The 18,408-nt window shown below is 64.4% G+C and carries 21 protein-coding genes; 10 read left to right on the top strand and 11 right to left on the bottom strand.

Annotation, left to right across the window (positions count from 1 at the left end; genetic code table 11):
- Nucleotides 1-34 precede the first annotated feature (34 nt).
- Both WAO18_RS25125 and WAO18_RS25120 read right to left on the bottom strand, forming a co-directional pair.
- Nucleotides 35-1,831 carry a SulP family inorganic anion transporter gene (locus tag WAO18_RS25125; protein WP_422208933.1) on the bottom strand — a complete coding sequence of 599 codons (1,797 nt, stop codon included), beginning with the start codon at nt 1,829-1,831 and terminating at the stop codon, nt 35-37.
- A 7-nt stretch (nt 1,832-1,838) separates the two neighbouring features.
- A complete protein-coding gene (locus tag WAO18_RS25120) occupies nt 1,839-2,939 on the bottom strand; it encodes a sulfate ABC transporter substrate-binding protein (protein WP_422208932.1) in 1,101 nt (366 codons plus the stop codon).
- Nucleotides 2,940-3,081: 142 nt separating this feature from the next.
- Between WAO18_RS25120 and WAO18_RS25115 the strand changes: the two genes are divergently transcribed.
- Nucleotides 3,082-3,576, top strand: coding sequence for a nuclear transport factor 2 family protein (locus tag WAO18_RS25115; protein ID WP_422208931.1), 495 nt, complete (start codon nt 3,082-3,084; stop codon nt 3,574-3,576).
- Here the strand turns inward: WAO18_RS25115 and WAO18_RS25110 are convergent.
- From WAO18_RS25110 to WAO18_RS25100, 3 genes are all read right to left on the bottom strand, one after another.
- On the bottom strand, nt 3,569-5,155 hold the full coding sequence (locus WAO18_RS25110) for an MFS transporter (protein ID WP_422208930.1): 1,587 nt from the start codon (nt 5,153-5,155) through the stop codon (nt 3,569-3,571). The genes WAO18_RS25115 and WAO18_RS25110 overlap by 8 nt on opposite strands.
- Before the next feature lie 107 nt (nt 5,156-5,262).
- Nucleotides 5,263-6,024 carry an SDR family NAD(P)-dependent oxidoreductase gene (locus tag WAO18_RS25105; protein WP_422208929.1) on the bottom strand — a complete coding sequence of 254 codons (762 nt, stop codon included), beginning with the start codon at nt 6,022-6,024 and terminating at the stop codon, nt 5,263-5,265.
- A 61-nt stretch (nt 6,025-6,085) separates the two neighbouring features.
- Nucleotides 6,086-7,018 (bottom strand): TauD/TfdA dioxygenase family protein, encoded by a 933-nt coding sequence (locus WAO18_RS25100; RefSeq protein WP_422208928.1) that lies wholly within the window; start codon nt 7,016-7,018, stop codon nt 6,086-6,088.
- Between the two features lie 69 nt (nt 7,019-7,087).
- Between WAO18_RS25100 and WAO18_RS25095 the strand changes: the two genes are divergently transcribed.
- Entirely contained in the window at nt 7,088-7,657 is a 570-nt protein-coding gene (locus WAO18_RS25095; RefSeq protein WP_422208927.1) for a TetR family transcriptional regulator, read from the top strand.
- 95 nt (nt 7,658-7,752) lie between these two features.
- Here WAO18_RS25095 and WAO18_RS25090 read toward each other — a convergent pair whose 3' ends face one another.
- Both WAO18_RS25090 and WAO18_RS25085 read right to left on the bottom strand, forming a co-directional pair.
- On the bottom strand, nt 7,753-8,925 hold the full coding sequence (locus WAO18_RS25090; protein ID WP_422208926.1) for a sulfotransferase family protein: 1,173 nt from the start codon (nt 8,923-8,925) through the stop codon (nt 7,753-7,755).
- On the bottom strand, nt 8,925-9,998 hold the full coding sequence (locus tag WAO18_RS25085; protein WP_422208925.1) for a DUF1214 domain-containing protein: 1,074 nt from the start codon (nt 9,996-9,998) through the stop codon (nt 8,925-8,927). Before WAO18_RS25085 ends, WAO18_RS25090 begins: the two co-directional genes overlap by 1 nt.
- A gap of 194 nt (nt 9,999-10,192) precedes the next feature.
- Between WAO18_RS25085 and WAO18_RS25080 the strand changes: the two genes are divergently transcribed.
- Nucleotides 10,193-10,489, top strand: a complete 297-nt coding sequence (locus WAO18_RS25080; RefSeq protein ID WP_422208924.1) for a hypothetical protein — start codon at nt 10,193-10,195, stop codon at nt 10,487-10,489.
- Nucleotides 10,490-10,533: 44 nt separating this feature from the next.
- Here WAO18_RS25080 and WAO18_RS25075 read toward each other — a convergent pair whose 3' ends face one another.
- Complete coding sequence (locus WAO18_RS25075) at nt 10,534-10,956, bottom strand: hypothetical protein (RefSeq protein ID WP_422208923.1); 423 nt, start codon at nt 10,954-10,956, stop codon at nt 10,534-10,536.
- 105 nt (nt 10,957-11,061) lie between these two features.
- Here WAO18_RS25075 and WAO18_RS25070 point away from each other — a divergent pair, with 105 nt between their 5' ends.
- The 5 genes from WAO18_RS25070 (at nt 11,062) to WAO18_RS25050 (ending at nt 14,287) form a co-directional block, all read left to right on the top strand.
- Entirely contained in the window at nt 11,062-11,859 is a 798-nt protein-coding gene (locus WAO18_RS25070; RefSeq protein ID WP_422208922.1) for a HugZ family protein, read from the top strand.
- 22 nt (nt 11,860-11,881) lie between these two features.
- On the top strand, nt 11,882-12,250 hold the full coding sequence (locus WAO18_RS25065) for a hypothetical protein (RefSeq protein ID WP_422208921.1): 369 nt from the start codon (nt 11,882-11,884) through the stop codon (nt 12,248-12,250).
- A 5-nt stretch (nt 12,251-12,255) separates the two neighbouring features.
- Complete coding sequence (locus WAO18_RS25060; protein ID WP_422208920.1) at nt 12,256-12,705, top strand: DUF5990 family protein; 450 nt, start codon at nt 12,256-12,258, stop codon at nt 12,703-12,705.
- A 61-nt stretch (nt 12,706-12,766) separates the two neighbouring features.
- Nucleotides 12,767-13,417, top strand: a complete 651-nt coding sequence (locus WAO18_RS25055) for a maleylpyruvate isomerase family mycothiol-dependent enzyme (protein ID WP_422208919.1) — start codon at nt 12,767-12,769, stop codon at nt 13,415-13,417.
- Nucleotides 13,418-13,444: 27 nt separating this feature from the next.
- Nucleotides 13,445-14,287 carry an alpha/beta fold hydrolase gene (locus WAO18_RS25050; RefSeq protein ID WP_422208918.1) on the top strand — a complete coding sequence of 281 codons (843 nt, stop codon included), beginning with the start codon at nt 13,445-13,447 and terminating at the stop codon, nt 14,285-14,287.
- Nucleotides 14,288-14,329: 42 nt separating this feature from the next.
- On the opposite strand, the gene WAO18_RS25045 is transcribed toward WAO18_RS25050, so the two are convergent.
- Nucleotides 14,330-14,977: a hypothetical protein gene (locus tag WAO18_RS25045; RefSeq protein WP_422208917.1), complete on the bottom strand. Its 648-nt coding sequence runs from the start codon at nt 14,975-14,977 to the stop codon at nt 14,330-14,332.
- Between the two features lie 120 nt (nt 14,978-15,097).
- Nucleotides 15,098-16,036: an NAD(P)H-dependent flavin oxidoreductase gene (locus tag WAO18_RS25040; RefSeq protein ID WP_422208916.1), complete on the bottom strand. Its 939-nt coding sequence runs from the start codon at nt 16,034-16,036 to the stop codon at nt 15,098-15,100.
- Nucleotides 16,037-16,115: 79 nt separating this feature from the next.
- On the opposite strand from WAO18_RS25040, the gene WAO18_RS25035 reads away from it, so the two are divergent.
- Nucleotides 16,116-17,111 (top strand): glycoside hydrolase family 6 protein, encoded by a 996-nt coding sequence (locus tag WAO18_RS25035; RefSeq protein ID WP_422208915.1) that lies wholly within the window; start codon nt 16,116-16,118, stop codon nt 17,109-17,111.
- Here WAO18_RS25035 and WAO18_RS25030 read toward each other — a convergent pair.
- Nucleotides 17,108-17,470 (bottom strand): DoxX family protein, encoded by a 363-nt coding sequence (locus WAO18_RS25030; RefSeq protein WP_422208914.1) that lies wholly within the window; start codon nt 17,468-17,470, stop codon nt 17,108-17,110. The genes WAO18_RS25035 and WAO18_RS25030 overlap by 4 nt on opposite strands.
- A gap of 92 nt (nt 17,471-17,562) precedes the next feature.
- Between WAO18_RS25030 and WAO18_RS25025 the strand changes: the two genes are divergently transcribed.
- Nucleotides 17,563-18,405 (top strand): sigma-70 family RNA polymerase sigma factor, encoded by an 843-nt coding sequence (locus WAO18_RS25025; protein WP_422208913.1) that lies wholly within the window; start codon nt 17,563-17,565, stop codon nt 18,403-18,405.
- The last annotated feature ends 3 nt before the right edge of the window (nt 18,406-18,408 follow it).

Raw genomic sequence — 18,408 nt, 5'->3', positions numbered from 1 at the left:
GTCCAATGCCATTGAGCGAGAATACGTCTGCGACCTACACGAGGTAGTAGTAGTGCTTGGCATCTCCGTTGGCCGCGACGGCAGTTACCGGGACCGGCTCACCGGCCTCGTCGAACCCACGCAGGGCATGGGCGTAGCGGACAGCCTTCAGCGTCGCGGAGAATTCCTCGTCCTCCTCGGGGAACACCCGCTCGGATGGGAACCACTTGTCGAATCCTACGTTCGTCAACAGTGTCCACAAATCGGCCTGCACGCCCGCGAGCAGGACGGTCACGCCGCTGTCGGTTTCCTCTCGGACGAATTTCTCGAGCCGCTGGATGACCACGGCGTCCGGGTGACGCACCCGCTTGACACGCAGCACGAGGTATTTGATGTTGTCCCGCTTGATCCGTTCAGCCAGCGCGTCGAGGTAGTTCTCGAGTTCGGGTGCGGCGCCGAAGAACAACTCGCCCTCGAAGTCATAGATGAGCGTCGACGGATCGGACGGATCGGACGGCACCCGCTCACGGACCACCCGTTCCGGCGCGACTACCAATTCCCGCGCCTTGAGCTTGGCCGCCCGTGGCACGAACAGCAGGATCGACAGGGCGACGCCGAGCAACACCGCGGTGTCCAGATCGACCAGCACGCCGACGAGCGCGGTAACGATGACCAGCCCCGCGTCGTAGCGTGACGCCTTGATGGCATAGCCCAACCGCTTGACGTCGATCAGCCGTGCGGCGGTGATCAGCAGCAGGCCGGCCAGCGCGGCGCGCGGCATGTAGTGGAACAGCGGCGCGAACAGCAGCACAGCGATCGCGACACCGGCCGAGGCGACGACACCGGAGAATCTGGTCACCGCGCCGGCTTGGTAGTTGATCGGCGAGCGGGTCACAGAGCCCGAGCCCGGCACGGCCTGGAAGAAGCCACCGGCGAGGTTCGCCAGGCCTTCCGCGAGGATCTGCCGGTTGTAGTCGATCTTCTGTCCACTCTGGTAGGCAATGGCTTTGGCGATCGACAACGCCTCGAGCAGGCCGATGAACGCGATCGCCAGCGCGCCCGAGGACAGCTGGCCGATCTCGCCAAGCTGCACGGACGGAATGTGTGGGGCGGGCAGACTCTGCGGAATTTTCGCGGTCAGGGTCACGGCGGTTTTACCGGTGTGATCTTCGGTCGACCATCCCGAGAAGTAAGCGATCAGTGCCGCAAGGATCAACACCGCCAGTAGGTCCAATTGCGGCAGTCCGAACCGTTTCACCAAGCGCCGCAAGATGATAGCCAACACCACCGTCGCAGTACTGATGATCAGCGCGCGGTAGTTGAACGCCTCGCCGTGGAACAGCGTGAGGTAAGTACGTTTCAGCATCGACTGGTGCCCGTTGCCCTGGTCCTTTACTCCCAGCGCGTTGCCGAGTTGGCCAAGGGCGATCAAGATGGCCGCCGCTAGCAGAAACCCGAGGATGACCGATTCGGAGATGTATCGGGTCAGATCGCCGAGTTTGAATACCGCGATCAGAATCTGGAATGCACCGACCAGCACGCCCAGCAGGAACAAGGCTTCGAACAGGACTGTCCGGTTTTCCGGGTCTAGGAACGCCAACGAGCTGAACACCAGCAGCGATATGGCACTCGTCGGACCGTTGACCAAATGCGACGACGAGCCGAAAACCGATGCGACGAAGGTCACCACGATCGCCGAGTACACGCCGAATTTCGGGTCGACACCGGCCACCAACGCGTACGTGATGCCCTGCGGCAACGACACTGCCGCGACAGTGAGTCCGGCGATCAGATCGCGACGCGCTTTATCCCCGTCGTAGTTCAGGCGTTTCACATTGTCCACAATGCTCATGGCGTCTTCACCTTTCGCCGAAGTGTGCAGACGCGACTCTGGCGGGAGCCGAGGAGATTACGTCGTAGGTGCCGTTGGTGCCGAAGAACTTCTCCTGCGCGTCGTACCAACTCTTGGCGACCGCCGTGATGGGGAACAGATTGATCGGCGGTAGCCGATCCGCATGCTTGGCAAGGATTTCCGGCTTGATCGGACGGTAGCCAAACTGGGCGACGGTTTCCTGCGCGGCGTCGGTGTAGAGATATTCCAGGTAAGACTTGGCGTAGGAGGCGATCCGCTTGTCCTTGAGGTTCGCATCGACCCAGGCGACAGCAGGCTCGGCGAGAATACTGACGGGTGGATAGACGATCTGGAATTCGTCCTTGTTCTCCGCGACCTCCCGCAGGGCTTCGTTCTCCCACGTCAGATGCACGTCGCCGATCTTTTCCACCGAGAAGGAAATGGCGGCGCCGCGCGATCCGGTGTCGGCGACCTTGACGTGGCTCAGCAGCGCTCTGACGTAGTCAGTGGCCTCCTGGTCGCTGCCGCCGCGCGTCGTCACCGAACCCCAGGCCGCGAGAACACTCAACTTTCCATTGCCCGAGGTGCGTGGATCGGGTGACACGATCTCGACGCCATCTTTGATGAGATCCGGCCAGTCGTGGATACCCAATGGATTGTCCTTGTGGACGACGAACACGATCGTCGACGTGTAGGGGACGGAGTGGTTCGGCAGACGCTTCTGCCAGTCGGATGCGATGAGTCCGCGCTTCCGCAGTGCGTCAACGTCACTCGGCAATGCCAGCGAAACGATGTGCGCCTTCTCATGGCCCTTGATGACTTCGGAAGCCTGCCGTCCCGAACCCCCATGTGACTGCTTGACTTCCACCGAGACCCCGGTTTGCCGCCGGTACTGGTCGACGAAGGTCTTGTCGATCGCGGCGTACAGCTCACGGGTCGGGTCATAGGAGACGTTGAGGATCTGGTTCGGCGAGTTGTCGTGATGCAGATTGTGGACGCCGATCAGACCTGCGGCGAAGACGATCGCGACGATCCCGAGGATGTTGAGTCGCGATACCGAAAAAGGCAGTATGCCGCGGCGCTTTTCCGGCTGCGCGGGCTCCGTCATTGCGGCCTCCATACCCATAAACCGAATCGTGAAAGTTGCCGGCTGCCGGCGACCGGGATTTGCAGACTATCGACGGGACCCTTAACAAGCAGCGGTGTAAATCAGCCTGATTGCAACGGCGGGACAGGACAGAATGTTTGCCATGACCACCACCGAGCAGATGAATGCCTGGGTCGATAAATGCACGCTGACCGAACTACTGGCGAAGCTGTCTGCTGCGGTCGACCGCGCTGACAAAGCGGCGATCATCGATTGTTACGCGCCGCAGTCATACGACGACCACGGCGGATTCAAAGGATCCGGTTCGGAATTCGCCGACATGATCTGTGCGCCCGCCGGTCGTGCGGGGCAGCTGACCATGCACCACCTACTCGGTCAGTCGGTCTTTGACGTCCGCGGCGACGAGGCTTGGGGCGAAACGTTTTTCGTCATGCATGCGTTGATGGCTGGCCAGGTGACGGCCGGGTACGGCCGCTACATCGACTATTTCCAGCGGTTGGGCGGCACTTGGAAGCTCAGCTATCGACGGGTCGTGGCCGACGTCACCATTCCCGGCGACGATGTCTCGCAGTACTGGCAGCCAAGCCGTGACCACACCGATCCGCGCTACGACCACTTGACGGGGCCGCCTACTTAGGCTGCCGCCGCGCCAGGAATTCGCGCAAGGGCCGCAGCTGTTGGTCGTCGCGCCCCGGCGCCCAGAGTCCGATCACGACGGCGCTCACTGCTATCAGGACACCCAGCACCAGCAGCGACGAATGCATGGCGTCGATGAACGCCACCTTGCTGAAATCGGCCAGCCGAGCGCCCGGCGGCCCCAGTCGTCGTGCGACCTCCAGCGCTTGGCCCAGCGAGCTGGAGGCGGCGTCGCCCACCGGTTTCGGGAATCCGATCAGGTTGGGAGCCAAGGTCTTCGCATACCGCGCAGCCAACATCGAACCGGCCAGCGCGATACCCAGCGCCGCACCGATTTCTCGGCTGGCGTCGTTCACCGCCGAGGCGACACCCTGCTTGTCGTCGGGAGCGGTGGTCATGATCACCGACGTGGTCGGTGCAGTGCACAATCCGATTCCGACGCTCATCACCAACATCGGCCAGGCCGCTCGCCAGTAGGGCGAACCTACTTCGATGCCGAGCAGGCAGATTGACCCGATTGCGATCAGCAGCAGCCCGCTGAACACGACCACGCGCAGGCCTAGTCGCGGCAGGTACCAGAACGACAGGACCGATAGCACCAGCATCGGCCCCAGGATGGGACTCAGCGCAAACGCCGTCTTGTTGGCGCTGTAACCGAGGATCAGCTGCATGTACTGCATCAGCAGGAACATGAAGCCGAACATCGACAGAAAGAAGACCGTGATCGTGGCCGCGCCGGTCGCGAATGCCGGCACCGCGAACAATCGCACGTCCAACAGCGGATAGCGCTGTCGCACCTCGACGAAGCCGAAAGCCAGGGCCAGCAGCAGGCCCACGCCGATGCTGGTAACCACCAGTGGGTGGGTCCACCCGCGCGTCGGCGCCTCGAGGATGCCGAACACGAGCGTCGCCACTGCCCCGCCGATGACCAGAGCGCCGCGCCAGTCCAGTGGTTTTGCGTCGGCATCCCGCGAGCTCGCGATGGTCAACGTCAGGACGAAAATGGTCAGCCCCGCCCCGGCAAACGCCCAGAAAATGGAGTGCCACGACCAAAAGCTCAGCAGGCCACCGGATCCGAGCATCCCGACGACCGCGCCTGATCCGGCCACACCGGCCCAGATGCCAACTGCCTTGTTCCGCTGATCTTTTGGGTGAGCCGCGGTGATCAGTGACAGCGTGGCGGGCATGATCAGCGCCGCACCTGCACCGGCGACTCCGCGGGAGACGATGACGACCATGGGATCGGACAGCACAGTCGGTACCAACGATGCGGCGCCGAATATGGCAAGACCCACGAGCATCGCCCCGCGCCGACCGTAGCGGTCTCCGAGCGCGCCGGCCGGTAACAGCAGGCAGGCGAGCACCAGGGTGTAGCTGTCCACGATCCAGGTGAGCTGACTCTGGGTGGCCGACGTCGCTGTCGCTATGTCCGGGAGCGCGGTGTTCAGCGCCACCATCGATGAGATCACCAGCAATACGCCGAAGCAGGCGACCGTGAGGAGCCAGAGCCGGGATCGTGTTGACAGGCCGGCGAGCGCGAAGCCGCCGTCGGGCCGCGGTGGGGTCAACGCGTTGACCATGCGACACCCCCTCCACCCACTGGCTGCGCTCTCAAGAGCACGCACCTGGAAACGAGACTATCAGTCTCGTTTCCAGGTGGCGAGGCCAACTACCAGGGGCAGGTCGCTCAGACCTGATTGAACCCGCCGTCGGCGGTGACGGCGGACCCGGTGATGAAGCTGGATAGATCACTGGCCAGAAACACTGCGGCGTTGGCAATCTCGACGGGATCGGCGAAGCGCTTCAACGGTATGGTCGCGACGCGGCCGGCGCGGAATTCCTCGATCGACGAGTTGGGATCGGTCTGTGCGGCGAGATTGTCGCTACCCGGTGTCGCGGTGGAACCCGCGACGAGGACGTTGACCCGGATGTTCCGGTCGGCGAGTTCGTTCGCCCAGGTGCGCGCCAGCGACCGCACGGCCGCTTTGGACGCGGCGTAGATGCTCAACCCCGAACGGCCCCGGTCGGCGGTGGTGGAGCCGACCAGAATGATCGACGCGCCATCGTTCAGCAGCGGCAGGGCCTTCTGCACGGTGTACACCACGCCCTTGACGTTGGTGGTCAATAGCGCGTCGAGGTCGTCGTCGGTGATATCACCCAGGCGCGCGACTCTCGTCGACCCCGCATTGGCCACCACGATATCGAGACCCTTACCCGCGGCGTGGACCTCGGCGTAGAGCCGGTCCAGATCCTCCGGCGTTCCGACATCACCGGGCACGGGTACCGCGTGCGGTCCCAATTGCGCTGCAGCAGTGCTCAGTTCGGTCTGCCGTCGACCCGTGATGAACACCCGGTCGGCTCCTTCGGCAATGAACCTCTCGGCGGCGGCCAGGCCGATGCCGGAGTTGGCCCCGGTGATCACGGCGGTCTTGTGGTCGAGCAGTCCCATCACAGTCTCCCGGTGAATGCGTGCCGATCCACCGATCATTCCGTACGCATCGGGAGCGCGGTCAGGCGACGAGTGGTTTGGGGATGTCCACGATGGAGTAGTCACTGGCGTCGCCGGAAACCACTCGGCTGCGTTCACCGTGAATGCTCACCGGAATGTCGCCGGCGAGCGTGATGCGGTGCATCGCCCGGCGTTGAGTGCCGTAGTCGGAGACTGCGTAGTGCTGGGTCGCGCGGTTGTCCCACATTGCGACGTCGCCGGGTTCCCAGTTCCACCGAATCGTGTTCTCCAGCCAGGTGATCCGGTCCTGGAAGATCCGGAACAACGCCTGCGACTCGGCGCTGTTGACTCCGAGAATGGCCTTGACGAAGTTGCCGAGCAGCAGCGCCCGCTCACCCGTCTCGGGGTGCACCCGCACCACCGGGTGGTGAGTCTCGTAGTGGGTGGAATGGAACTGGCTGGCGTACTTCGATATTGCTTCGGGGTCGGCTTCCAGGGCAGCCAGCTTGGCCGGGTCGACCTGGGCGTAGTCGAACGCGTTGTTGTGCATCGCCCACAGACCGTCGGCCAGCTGCTGCAGCGGCTGAGGCAGCTGCTGATAGGCGGATACCGTGGAGGCCCAGGTGGTGGTGCCGCCGTAGGCCGGCAACTCGACGGCCCGCAGGATCGAGGCTTTCGGCGGGCGGTCGACGAACGTGACGTCGGTGTGCCACTGATTGGCGCCGCCGCCGCCGATCGACTCCAATCGCATGACCCTGCTGCCCTCGAATTTCAGCGTCGGATGCGGAGTCGTCGGCACTCCCAGGCTCTCGGCGAACGCGTGATGGGAGTCGTCGTCCAGGTGCGCCTGCCCGCGGAAGAACACCACCTTGTGGGTGATCAGAGCGGTATTGACCGCCGCCGCGGTTTCAGCGTCGAGCTGTCCGAGCCGGACCCCGTCGACACGCGCCCCGATGTTCTCACCGAGCTTCACCACACGAAGATCACTGCTCACGACTGCTCCCGTCGACATTTCCCGGTTGTAGGCGCTTGTCTACACATCGCTGTCCGTTACTGTACACAGATGGCTACATCGGAGGCAACGGTTGCGACCGCGGCGAAGCCAGTGGGCAAAGACGAGGTCAGCGCCGCAGTCCTGCAAGCAGCCAGCGAGTTGTTCGCCGAGAAGGGCCCGGCCGCGACTTCCATTCGTGAGGTCGCCGCACGAGCCGGCGTCAACCACGGCCTACTACACCGCCACTTCGGCAGCAAGCGTCAACTCCTGGCGGCCACGTTGCAACATCTCGCCGACTCGGCGGCAGTGTTGCGCGAGTCAGGAGCATCCCAGTCGGAAATAGAAGCCACTTACGAATTCCAAGCACGTGTCATGGTGCGTTCGATGCTCGACGGCTTTCCGGTCGAAGAACTGCAGCAGCGATTCCCCGGTATGGAAGCGTTTTTGGACCAGGTGCGCGCCGGTCACAGTGATGAGCGCACCGCGCGACTATTGGCCGCCCATGGCATGGCACTGCAAGTGGGATGGGGACTTATGGGACCGACGCTGCGGGTTGCATTCGGGCTGCAGGATCTCGACGACGAGGAGATACACGAGGCGGTCGCGGCGCAGATCGCCAAAATCGTTGCCGCTGAATAACAACGCCGACGATCAGACGCGGATGTTTCGCACCGCCGCGGCAACGGCCTGGAGGGCCTCGGACGGCCGGCAGTCGGGCACCCGCGCCGGCCCGGTCATCGCAGTTCCTCGGTGGGTACGTCGTAGCGATCCTGGTACGCGCGTACCCGTACGCGGACCTCGTCGGCGTCGAGGCCGGTGTCCGACCAGGTGTAGCGGCCGTGCCCACCATCCGAGGGATGGGCCGCCAGGAAGTCGCGCATCCGCTGCTCGGCCTCGGGCCGCAGCTCCCGGCCCAACACCTGATAGATCCCGCCGATCGTGGCCCACGGGTCTTTCATGAAATCGGTGAACTTGACGTCGACGATCCGATCGTCCGGGACGAAACCGCTGTCACGAAGGGCCATCTCGCGGTTGAGTCCGACGATGATCTCCTCGTAGCTCTGCGCCGCGCATTCGGCGACGGTGGACTCATCGGTGCTCATCCGCCGCAGATGGTGGGTCAGCGCCGCGATCGAGGAGATGACATTGAGCGGGTCGCGATGGGTCTGCACGATCAGCGCGTCAGGGTATTCGGCGAGCAGCGTGTCGAGTTGCCATAGGTGCGCGGGTGATTTCAGTAACCATTGTCCAGGCACGCCAGACTGCAGATGCTGCAGGAAGATTCGGTGGTAGCGATAAGCACCCGCGTACTGAGCGTCATACAGCAACCAGCGATAGTAGCTCGGAAGTCGGTATTGCACCGAGTAGATCATGCTGGTGAATTCACCGCCGGTGATCCGGACGCACTCCTGACCAACCAGTGCGCCCATCGGGTGGAACTTGAGGAAGCCGGGAATGATCTGCTCGGAAAGCTCGATGTTCGACTGGATTTGGGCGATGCGCGGATCGTCGTGGTAGGTCTCGGGTTGGGGTACCGGGCATGGCTCGTCGACCTCCCAGGTCAGCGGCGCACGCAGCTCCGGATCCTGGGCGAGCAAGTCGTAGAGGATCGTGGTGCCGGTGCGGGGTTGCCCGACGATGACGATGGGTCGGGTAATCTGCTCCGTGGCGACCTCGGGATGCGTTTTACGCCAATCGATTACGCCGAGGCGGTTCGACAATGCGCGAATAAGGTCGCCGTAGGCGACTTCGACGCCGATCGCCGAAAGCCGTGCCTCGTTGATCAAGCCGTCAACGAGCCGGTCCAAGGCGGGCTGCCAGCCGTCGTCGCCGAAGTCGTCGAATCCGGTCTGGGCACACGCGGTGGAAATCAGTTGGTCCGGTGAAAAACGTTCTTGCAGACTCATCACCGGTCCTGGTGGATCGACGTGGCGACCGTCGGGGGTTCGGGATTGTCGAGCCAACGCAGTACGACGAAGCCTCGGTGCCGCCCGCCGGTGTCGAGCCAATGGCCCACGCCAAAGTTGCGGGCTGAAATCGCAATGCGCACATGCCCGTCCGTGTCAGGCTGGACACCCTTATTGGTCACCGAGCTATGTCTGCGCCGCGGCTCCAGGCACTCATGCCAGATGTTTTCCAACGTGACATTCCAGTAGCGGGTGGCCGGCGGCTCGATGTCCAGCACGAGGGCTTGGTCGGGCTCGAGCCGATAAGTTCCAATCATGTACAGGTTGTCCGGTGTGGTGTCGGCGGCGCCGAGTTCGGCGGCTTGCGCCGTCAGCAAAGTGTTCGGCCGTTCGAGGAGTTCGGGCTTGATAGTGCGGTGCAGCGTGGCCAGTTTCATCAACGTCCATGCCATCGCGGTGAATTGCTCCGATAAGGCGCCGTCGGTGAGCGCCGTGACGCGATCGGGTTCTAGCGGGGTGATTTCGAGATCGGCGAGTTGTTCGGTGGCACGGTCGCCGATGTATTCACGCACCACTACCGATGACGCATCCTCGGGGATCTGCAGCCACTGTGCGCCGCCGAGATCAGCCGGCTCCTGGCCGGACAGAACGACCGCGAATTGTCCAGCGGCCAAGGTCAAGTCGACATCACTGAGATAGCCGGCCATCCGTCGCGGAGTGAGCCCGGTGCCGGCGAGAATCTGGAGTCCGAGATATGCGCTCGTACCGCGGTTGCCGGTGATCCGGTAGCCGCGGTCGCCACGAATCATCGCCAGGTAGTAATTGCCGTCGGGATTAGGACCGCCGACCATTCGGTTCGGCGTGCACATATCGAAGAACGACGGCTGGTCGGAATCGGCTTCCACCGACAGTTGCGCGCACAGTGCTGAGATCCGCGCGATGGCCCGTAAGCCCTCGACGAACTCGCGTTCAGATTCGGCGTCCTCGGTGACCACCGTGGTCATGTCGTGCAGCATGTCTTGAAAGAATTGCCAGGCACCGACAGACTCCAGCTCCGCGACGCTGTCAAGCATGACCTAACCGTACGACGGCCGGTTGCAGAACGTGTCCCGTCGTCAAGATTGCGCCTCGGCCAGGAACTGAAGATGTAGCTCTGTTACCGGAACGTGGCCGGTGCGTGCCCATTTTCGGCTAGGTTTACGACTCGACTGATCGACAGCGCACCTGACGGCACAGGGCTGAGAATCAATGATGGGCAAGGAGTTGTATGGACTTCGAGGGTGACCATACCCGCGACCTCATGTCGTTGGCTCACCAAGCATTACGCAGCGGCACCGTCGACAAAGGATCGCTGTGCGCGGCCGCGATCAGAGTCATCGACAACCCTCCTCGCGACGGCATCTTGCGAAGCCTGGCTGACCATGTCTGCCAGGCGGTCTTCGACTGGGCCTGCTTCGACGGCTCCACCGCACGATTGGAAGGCGTCGTAAAGGGTTATCAGACGGCAGCGCACGCGCTGCACGCACTACAAGTAGAGGAACGGCTCAACACATTCCAGCACTGAGCCAAATCCGTTGGCACGCAGGCGTGCTGGCGGGGTATCGAAGCCTAGCCCACCTTGGCGTATTCGGCGTGCAGCGCGTCCAGACGGCGCAGCGTCTCGTCGCGGGGCTGGGTCGGCAATTCGACGGTGACGTGTTCGATTCCGAGATCGCGGTAGCCGGCCAAGGCCTCCGCTGTGACCTTTCCGACGTGAGAGCTGATCACTGGAACGTCCGGTCCGGCGATATCGCGCAGCTTCGCCAGGTCGCCGGACAGGGCATCAGCCGACGGGCTCAATGAGAGCCAGCCGGCGCCCAGCTCCTCGATGCGGGAGAAGTTCGCCGCACCAAGCGTTCGGTAGTACTGCGGCGGGATCGGCCCGCCCATCGGGTATGGCGTTTTCGTATTGACCGGTATGTGGGAATGCTCGGTGACGAACAGCGACCCGATGGCGGTGTCATTGAGAAACGTGAACACTCCAAGACGCATGTGCGTTTCCTTCCCCGCGCGAGCGACGCAACCGGAGGAGTGCAACCGCGGCAACCGCCAGGGTTATTCCGGAAGCGCTCGGCTGCCGGCAGTAGCCTCGCTTCTGTGGTGACCCGCGATCATGGCGATGTTGGTGATGCGCCGTCGGCGCCGCCGCCTTTGCGGCCGCCGACCAACTCGGTCCGGCCGTCGGCGGCGGAGCAGGCCCGCACGATCGCCGCGGCCAACAACGCGGCAACCCTTGCCACGTTGACGTCCGCTGGTGACCCGTGGGCCTCGCTGGTCGCGTATGGGTTGTTGGACGGGGCGCCGGTGCTGTGCGTGTCGAACCTGGCCGAGCATGGCCGCAACCTGGCCCAGGAACCGCGGGCCAGCCTGTCGATCGTGACGGCGAGCGGTGACGTAGACCCGCTGGCCACTAGCCGCATCACCTTGGCCGGTGTCGTCACACCGCCGGCCGGCGATGGGGACGCGGCACGGGCGGCATACCTGGATGCGGTCCCCGCCTCCAGGTTCTACGTCGACTTCAGCGACTTCAGGTTGTGGGTGCTACGCGTCGAGCGGGTGCGTTGGGTCGGTGGATACGGCCGGATGGATTCGGCAGCCGCCGAGCAATACCTCGCCGCAGAACCCGACCCGGTGACGCCGGACGCGGGCCGCGCGATCGCGCACCTCAACGCCGATCATGCCGACTCCTTGGTGGCGATGGCTCAAGCGTTCGGCGGCTATCCCGACACCGACACCGCTGTCTGCACCGGCATCGACCGCTATGGTCTCGACCTGCGGGTGCACACCCCGCGCGGGGTGGCCTACACCCGGGTCGGCTTTCCCGAGCCGCTGACTTCAGCTGGCCAATTACGCTCGGTTACAGCGGAATTGGCCCGTGCAGCTTCTCAAGCGTAGAAGTCGACCGTATGCTGCCAACGTGCCCATGGTGGATCCAGACGATGACACCATTGCCCGCTGGGTCGTTGCGCACTACCGCTATGACCCTGATCGCCGCGAGCGCCGACACGTTGTGGTGGCGGCGTTCGACAATCCCGACGAGTTCCACGCTGACATCCACGCGAGGGCGGAGCAGCTTCGCTCTCGCAGGGAGAGCGGCGAAAACGTCGATCGGCTCGAACGCGTCACCGGGCGCGCCTACCCAGCGGGCTACCGTCGCCAACAACGCGACGCGCACCTACTGAAGCGAGCGATCGAGCACGGCGTCGCTCCCGTCCTTGAAGACCTCGACCTGGCGCCGAATGTCTCAGCTGTGCGAGCCGTGCGTCGGTCGGCCGAACCGGGCTAAACCCCGTGCAGATTCGAATCGTAGGAACTCAGCTCCCCGGGCGTGACTGCGGCGCCGGCGATAACTTCCCTGGATACTCCAACATCCACGTGGGCGTGCAGCGGAAGAACTCTCGCGACGAACTACTGGATCTCCACCGAGGCGATGCACCGTCAGCGACCTGGACGCTGGACTGTTCCGTGGACGGCACCGACGTCCGCGGACCGCATATTCAGGGTCGGCCGGGAGAGCGCTTCATCTACCTCAGCTGGGGCAACGTCGACGGTGATGGTCACTTCACGATGTTTCGGCGCGCGAAACTGATGCTCGCAGATGTACCCTCCGATGTGCTGGCCGCGGCTGCGGCATCCGGGACTCTGGTCGGGACCCTCGGTCTCAGCGACGCCAAAGGGCATCCGTTGTGCGCGCGGGTGAAGCCACCGCAGATCCGCTGGAGCTCGAGCGAAACTCAATGAGGTTTGCGGTCAGCCCGGGTCTATGTCGAGTGACAACACCACCCTGACGGAGTAGGACGACATGGCTAAGCCCGAACACGATCACTTATGGGCGCTGGCGCACGCCGAGCGCGCCGCGCTGGCGCAGGACCTTGCCGGGCTCAGCGACGAGCAGTGGCGCCACGGGACGTTGTGCGGGAAATGGGACGTCGAGGAAGTCGTCGCGCACCTGACCGCCACGGCGAGCCTGAACCAGTGGAAGTGGTTGCGCAGCATGGCCGGCGCGCGTTTCCGCCCCGCCGTGCACAATCAGCGCCGGCTGCCCGAGCACCGTGGCAGCACACCCGCCGAGACGCTCGATCGGTTCCGCGCCATCGTCGACCGCACCACCGCGCCCTCAGCTCATATCCCGGCCTACCTCGGCGAGGTCGTGGTGCACGCCCAAGACATTCGTCAGCCACTGGGGCTGACGCGAACACCGAGCCTCGACGCTCTGACGCCGGTCGCTGAATTCTTCGCCCACCGCAACTTCACCGTGCCCAGTCGTAGCCACGTCGCCGACCTCGAGTTGCGGGCAGACGACGGGCCGTTCAGCGCCGGTAGCGGCTCGCTGGTCACCGGATCGACGCTCGCCCTGGTCATGAGCATGGCTGGTCGTGCGGCATACGTCGACAAGCTCAGCGGCCCTGGTGTGCAGCTCCTCCGGGCGCGAACAGCAGGCGCGGGCGCCTGAGATTTTCCGATGCGACATGCTTGGCGGATGGAGCATTTCCGCCGCAATGATCTGACCTTCGATGTCCGCGACGTCGGGCCGGCCGACGGACCAGTCGTGGTGCTGTTGCACGGCTTCCCACAACACAACGACAGCTGGGACGCCGTCATCGACCGGCTCACCGCTGAGGGCTACCGTTGCCTGGCGCCCAACCAACGAGGCTATTCAGCGGGCGCCAGACCACCCCGTCGTCGCGACTACCGCATGCCCGAACTCGTCGCCGATCTGGGCGCACTGATTGATGCCAGCGGTGCGCGGCAGGTGCACCTGGTTGGACACGACTGGGGCGCCGCGGTCGCGTGGGCCGCCGCGGCGGAAATGCCGGAGCGGCTGGCAACTGTCTCGCCGGTATCCGTGCCGCACCCCGCCGCATTCATCAAATCGTTCGCCAACAGCCGTCAGGGCCTGGCGTCCTGGTACATGTACGCCTTTCAGTTGCCGCGCGTCCCCGAGTGGTCGATGCTGCGCCGCAACGGCGCCATGCTGTCCAAATCGCTGCGGCAGGCCGGCCTGACCGCGGCTGCAGCCGAGCGCGATGCACACGCCATGAACGAACCCGGCGCACTGACGGCCGCGCTCAACTGGTACCGAGCGTTGCCGCTGACCAATCCGCGTGCGATCAACCAAAATATCTCTGTGCCAACACTTTACGTGTGGAGCGACCAGGACATCGCGTTGATGCCCAAAGCCGCTCACAACACCGCCCGATACGTCACCGGGGAGTACCGGTTCGAGATCCTGCCCGGCGTTTCGCACTGGATACCCGATGAACAGCCAGACAAGCTGGCCGACCTATTGCTCGAGTGGTTCGCCGCTCACAAGGTCGGCTGACCCCAGCCGTCATCGAAATACCTTGCAAGCAGGCACGTTGCGCTATCGGGTCACTACTGCCGAGTCGTAGTTCGGGGCCCACGCCCGCTCGAAGGTGGCGATGGGAACCTGCTCGTCGCGGCCGGTTTTAATGGCGCTGTCGTTCAGATGCACTACGCCGGATCTGCTGTCGATGCCGGTCACAACTACGAAATGATTTGCAGACTTCGGCTTCCCGGGCCGGTTCCAGATTGTCTCCGCACTGAGTATCACGATGATCTTGCGGTGTGCCCCCAGCATCTCGGTGAGGGCGTGGGTATTGGTCTGGATGTTATCGGCGCTAATCCCGTAGTGCCGCAGCAGCACCGGCAGGTCTCGGATGTCGGTGGTTCCAGGTGGCTTCCAAATCGGCCCGGGATGCGCCGTGCTCGGGGCGCTTTCGGCCAAAGCGGTGATCTGCTGCTCGGTTGGCTCGCGGCGGGTAATCTGGCCAACCACATCGGCCACCGCCATTTCCCCGCAATCAGAAGCGTGTTGCTCGCGCCAGTACGGCGCGGCGGCCGCCGGGTCGCCGTACATTCCTGTCTCACGCTGAGCGCTCGGATAGGCGAGGACCGCCGCGGGCGAGACGACCGGCGACGCAGCAGCGGGAGCGGCCACCAGAGCGACGAGACCGACCAAACATGCGGCGGCGGCGACCTTTACGCGCAAGGTGCTCCTCAAAAAGCTCAGATGTAGCCTGAGCGGATCTTAGACATAAACTTCGGGAAACGGCGCACCGACGCGCGGGCGCTCGCAGTTTTCAGTTACCTGGCATACCGGGATGGCCGCTTACAAAGTCGGCCGGCCTCCGTCGCCGAGCCGAGATCGACTCTCGCTCAACGCAGTTTCGATTTCCAACCACGTCTGTTTGACGATCTGTGCGGCCGGTTGGAGATCGATGATCCGCGAGGAAACCTGGCCGGTATTGGCGACGCTGGCGTCGAAGTCACCTTTGAAGTAGAGATCGGTGATCCGGCCCAGCAGCTCGACCTCGGGATCGCCCGCGGCGACGCGAGCCGCGAGTCCGATTCGTAGCACCCGCATTGTCGGGTTGCCAGGCAGGTCCAGCATCACGGTGCCGTCATCGCCGGCGGCGATGATTTCGTTCTTGAATTTCGCGTGCACAGCGGCTTCGTGGCTGGCCAGCATTCGGGTGCCCATCTGCACACCCTCGGCACCGAGAACGACGGCGGCCGCCGCGGACCGAGCGTCGCAGATGCCTCCAGCCGCGATGATTGGAATATCGACCCGATCGGCGACCAGCGGAAGCAAGACCAATGTCGATGCGCCCAGCGCCGACTTGAACCCGCCTCCCTCCACTCCCTCGACCACCAGCGCGTCGACGCCCGCATCCATCGCCTTCATCGCGCCCTTCACCGAACCGACGACGTGGACGACCGTCATACCCGCTTCGTGCAGCCGGGTCGTGAACAAGGCTGGATCACCGGCGGAGGTGAAGACGTGGCGAACGTCGGCGTCGATGAGCTCGTCGACGATCGACGGGTCCCGCTTCCAGCCCTGGATCATCAGGTTGGCCGCGACCGGGCGGTCGGTGAGTTCGCGCACCCTGCGCAGGTCAGCGCGCCCTTCGGGGGTCAGGGTCTCGATCATGCCCATGCCGCCACCGGCGGAGACGGCGGCGGCAAGTTCAGCCCTGGCGATGTATGTCATCGGCGCCTGGACGACGGGGTACTCGACGCCGAGGAGCGCTTGGATGCGGTTGGTCACGCGTTGATTCTCTGTCAGGCCGCCGCGAAAACAATGCCCGGATTGGCGCGCCCGGAGACGGGACGCTAATTTTCCTCAGGTGATGTCCTCAGTTGTTGGCGCAGTTGCTCGGTGGCTCGTTCCGTTCCTGACCGTCGTCGGCGTGACTTTTGCCGCCGCCTCACTACAAACCGGTCCCGCCCCGGCGGTGCGCCTGGTCGATGCCGCCAACCCGCTCGCCGGGCATGCCTTCTACGTGGATCCCACGTCGCCGGCCATGGCCGCCGCGCATCGCGCCAATCCGCCGAGTCCCGAACTCGACGCGATCGCCAACACGCCGCAGGCGCACTGGGTCGACCCGGGGGTTACTTCCGCCGCAGTCGCCGGGTACGTCAACGGGGCGCAAGCCGCCGGCAGCATGCCGACGCTGGCGCTGTATGCAATTCCACATCGCGACTGCGGGAGCTTCGCAGCGGGTGGATTCGCGACGGCCGCGGAGTACCGCCAGTGGATCGACGGCATCGCAGGCGCTGTGGGGGCCTCGCCGGTGGCAGTCATCGTCGAACCCGATGCGCTCGATATGGCCGACTGCCTGTCGGCTGGCCAACGCGACGAGCGCTTCGGTCTGATCCGGTATGCCGTCGACACACTGACCCGCGATCCCGGCGCGGCTGTGTACGTCGACGCCGGGCACTCACGTTGGAAGACCGCCGAAGAAATCTCGGCCAGGCTCAACCAAGCCGGTGTTGAACACGCGCGAGGTTTCAGCCTCAACACGTCGAATTTCTTCACCACCGAGGAGGAAATCGGCTACGGCGAAGCGGTTTCCGGGCTCACCAAAGGTGCGCACTACGTCGTCGACACCTCGCGCAACGGCGCCGGACCGGCTCCCGACGCCCCGCTCAATTGGTGCAATCCCGCGGGCCGGGCGCTCGGCGTCCCGCCCACAACGGCGACTGCGGGGGCGCATGCCGACGCCTACCTATGGGTCAAGCGTCCCGGCGACTCCGACGGAGCATGCGGCCGCGGTGACCCGGGGCCGGGCCACTTCGTGAACCAGTACGCCATCGACCTGGCCCGCGCCGCGCACCACTAGGCCGCAACCCGAATCATGTAGGCGGCAGACGCTGTCGCGAGGATCAGGTACAGGCCGGGAAAAGCGATGTTGTAGAACACGCGGGCTCGGAGGTGGGCGACGAGGGCACCGATGAAGAAAAGGATCAGGCCAACTCCGGCGGCGACGCCGAGCCACGGTATGGCGGTAATCCCGACGACGAGCCCGAGAGCGCCGGCCAGTTTCAGCGTCGCGAGGTAGGGCAGGGCGCTCTCCGGCACGTGCACCTCGGCGGAGTTCTTCAACACGAACCCCGCCCGGGCATAGTCGGTGACAGCGACGGATACGTTTGCCACGATGCACACGACCGTGGCGCTGAATAGGGCCGTCTGGATGTTCATCGGCGGGTGTCTCCTCTCGGTGGTGGACTGTCGGATGTGAGATTGGTGGTCTCGTCTGTCCGACGTCTCGCGACCCGGGAAGGTGACATCTGGTGGTACCAGTTGCGGAGTTCGAAGCGGCCCGGCCCCAACTGACCGGGTTGGCGTTCCGACTGCTGGGATCCGTCCACGATGCCGAAGACGCCGTGCAGAGCACCTGGATCAAGGCATCGACCGCGGACACCGACGGCCTGCGTAATCCGGCCGCGTGGTTGACCACCGTGCTCACCCGCGTGTGCCTCGACCAGTTACGCATGCGGAACCGTCGCCGCGAGGAGCCGCTGCTCGCGCACGCGATACCCGCTGAAACGCTTGCGGCAGACGAGCACTATCTGCGGCGTGAGAACGTTTCCCGCGCGTTGATGGTGGTTCTCGAGCTGTTGACGCCTTCCCAACGCGTCGCGTACGTGCTGCACGACCTGTTCGATATCCCGTTCGACGAGGTGGCAAAGACCCTCGACACCACGCCTGGCAACGCGAAGAAGCACGCCAGCCGGGCACGCATACGAATCGAGCAGACCGAACCCGCGCCCGCAACGACCGGCATCGACAGCGCCGTCGTCGATGCGTTCCTCACCGCGGCTGCCGGCGGCGACATCGGACGAATGCTCGCCCTGATGACCGAAGACTGCGTGCGCACCGCCGACCCGGCTCTCGTCCCTCCCGGTACACCAACCGTCGTCACCGGCGCCTCCGCAGTCGCCGAGGAGACAAGGTTGTTTGCCGACCGAATCCGCGCCAGCACAACGATGCTCGTCGACGGTCGGCCGGCCTACATCATTGCGCCCGGCGGCCACCTACTCGCAGTCATCGACGTCACCACCAGAGACGGGAGAGTCGCCCGGATCGACATCAGCCGGGCCTCCGCCCACGCGACGTTCGATGGCCTGGGCTGACCA

It is taken from the genome of Mycobacterium sp., from assembly GCF_049278535.1.
In the GTDB taxonomy this organism is placed as follows: domain Bacteria; phylum Actinomycetota; class Actinomycetes; order Mycobacteriales; family Mycobacteriaceae; genus Mycobacterium.
The sequence above is the reverse complement of the archived record's forward strand: the minus strand, read 5'-3'. Positions and strand labels throughout refer to the sequence as shown.